Origin of the sequence: Mycobacterium sp., from assembly GCF_049683355.1 — a bacterium.
Taxonomy (GTDB): domain Bacteria; phylum Actinomycetota; class Actinomycetes; order Mycobacteriales; family Mycobacteriaceae; genus Mycobacterium.
In genome coordinates, this window is the sequence record NZ_JBAUJB010000107.1 from 1 (window position 1) to 2,534 (window position 2,534).

General features: G+C 69.2%; 2 protein-coding genes. Both read left to right on the forward strand.

Features of this window, described 5'->3' with window-relative positions; all coding sequences use genetic code 11:
* Positions 1-194 precede the first annotated feature (194 nt).
* The gene (locus WA944_RS06605) at positions 195-1,388 is read left to right on the forward strand and encodes an acyl-CoA dehydrogenase family protein (RefSeq protein ID WP_526646613.1); all 1,194 of its coding nucleotides are present in this window, start codon (positions 195-197) and stop codon (positions 1,386-1,388) included.
* Positions 1,351-2,534: acyl-CoA dehydrogenase family protein (locus WA944_RS06610; protein ID WP_526646615.1), on the forward strand; the 1,184-nt coding region annotated here is incomplete at its 3' end. The genes WA944_RS06605 and WA944_RS06610, both read left to right, overlap by 38 nt.

The window sequence follows — 2,534 nt, forward strand, 5'->3', positions numbered from 1 at the left end:
GCGCCAACTACTCCCGCTTCTCACAAAGACCGCGTAAAGGATCATTGTGCTCATTGATGTTCGCTGGCTCCGGTACCTCCTCCACTCACGCCACAAGTCAGATGCGGAGCGCCTCGCGCTGACGGCGTACTGATCGTTCGCCCGAGACCACCGAGTTGCCCCGCGGCTGACTCGCGACGCTCTACTGTGCTCATATGAGCGCTGACGACGCCGACCGGGTGATCGAGTCCGCGCACCGAGTGGTGGCGGAGCACGATCCGCGTTCGGTGCCCATTCCGCAGTTTCTCGGGGCCTGCTTCGACGCCGGACTGTCATGGGTGCACTTTCCCGAAGGATTCGGCGGCCTCGGCGTCTCTCGTGGACTTCAGGCAGTCGCCGACCGCATCTTGCAGAACGCCGGCGGACCGGTTCCGCTGTCACTCAACCCGATGGGCTACGGCATGGCCGCCCCGACGGTGCGCGAGCACGCGCAGACCGACGAGGTCCGCAGGCAGCTGTTGCGACCGCTGGCGACCACCGAGGACATCTGGTGTCAGCTGTTCTCCGAACCGGGCGCGGGGTCCGACCTCGCCGGTCTGGCGACCTCGGCAGTCCGGGACGGGGAGAACTGGATCGTCAACGGGCAGAAGGTGTGGACCAGCCTGGCGCACCGGGCGCGGTGGGGGCTGCTGCTGGCCCGCACCGACCCGAACGTTCCCAAACACCGTGGTCTGACCTACTTCGTCCTCGACATGCACGCGGACGGTGTGGACACGCGACCGCTGCGGCAGCTGACCGGACATGCGGAGTTCAACGAGGTCTACATCACCGATGCGCGGATCCCCGACGCACACCGACTGGGCGCGGTCGGCGACGGCTGGCGGGTGGCGATGACCACGTTGATGAACGAACGCAGCGCGCTGGGGGCCAGCGGCAGCCGGCGCGGTGCGGGCACCATCGGCGATGCCGTCGCACTGTGGGCGTCGCGGCCGGACCTGCAGACCCCGGTGTTGTCGGACCGCCTCACCTCGCTGTGGCTGCGCGCCGAAGCGCAGCGGCTGACCTCGGAGCGGTCCAGGGCGACCGCGACCGTCGGCGGCCCCGGACCTGAGGGGTCGATCGGCAAGCTCGTCGGCGCCGAGCTCAACCAGCACATCTACGAGTTCTGCATGGACCTGCTGGGGCCGGAGGGAATCCTGTACGACGGTTACGGGATGCCGGGCAGCGACGGCGACGTCGACGACTGGCGCGGTCCGATCCAGCAGAGGTTTCTGCGTAGCCGCGCGAACACCATCGAGGGCGGCACCTCCGAGGTGATGAGGAACATCCTCGCCGAGCGGGTGCTGGGCCTGCCTGGGGACCTGCGGGCGGATGCGGGAATGGCGTGGAAGGAGATCCCGCGTGGCTGAGGAGCTTGCCGGGGAGGAGTTCACGTTCACCGACGAGCAGAACCAGCTGCGCGCAGGGGTGCGCGCGTTCTGCGCCGAGTATCTCGATGAAGCGTCGGTGCGCGCGTCGATGACTGCAGATCCGCCGTTCGACCCGAAGGTGTGGACGCGGTTGGGATCCGAGCTGGGCGTGCTGGGTTTGGCCGTGCCCGAGTCGGTGGGCGGTGCCGGCGGCACGCTTGTCGATCAGGCGGTCGCTGTCGAGGAACTGGGCGCCGCCCTGGCGTGCGGGCCGCTTCTCGGCACTGTGTATCTCGCGATTCCGGCGCTGGTCGCGGCTGGTGCGGATGCCGACCTGTTGGCACCGCTCGTCGACGGCGCTCGCACCGCCGCGCTGGCCGTCGGTGACGTCGCCGGCGAATTCGATGCCGCGGCGGTCACCGTCGACGCCGTCCAGACCGACGGGGCCCGTGCTCTGACCGGCACCGTCGGCCAGGTCGTCGACGCTGGCGCGGCCGATCACCTGCTGGTGGCGGCGAAGGGCCCCGACGGTGTCGGTTTGTACGTCGTGGATGCGGACCAGCCTGGGGTACACCGCATCTCATTGACCACGTTGGACCTGACCCGGCCGCAGGCCACCGTGGAACTACGCGAAGCAACGGGCCGGCTCATCGCCGGACCTGATGCGGCCGACCGGGTGATCACCCAGGCGCTGCACGTAGGTGCGGCGTTGCTGGCCGTCGAACAGGTGGGCGCGGCACAGCATCTACTCGACCTCTCCGTGGACTACGCGAAGAACCGGCTCCAGTTCGGCAGGCCGATCGGATCGTTCCAGGCGGTCAAGCACCGTCTCGCGGATGACCTCGTCGCGCTCGAGCACGCGAGATCGACGGCGTACCACGCAGTCTGGTCGCTGACCAACGGCTCCGACGAGCCTGCGCTGGCGGTCAGTATCGCGCAGGCCACGTGTTCGGCAGCGCTCGTCCGGGTGGCGACCGACACGATCCAGGTGCACGGCGGGATCGGCTTCACCTGGGAGCACCAGGCGCACCTGTACTACAAGCGGGCCTACGCCGACGCCGCGCTGCTGGGCACCGCCGAGCAGCATCGGACCCGGGTGGCCGCGATGGTGCTCGGCGCCCCCGCCAAGGACGCCCCGCGCGTCGC

Excerpts from the sequence above, each read along its gene's own strand:
- WA944_RS06605 (WP_526646613.1), top strand. The coding sequence starts at position 195 with ATGAGCGCTGACGACGCCGACCGGGTGATCGAGTCCGCGCACCGAGTG.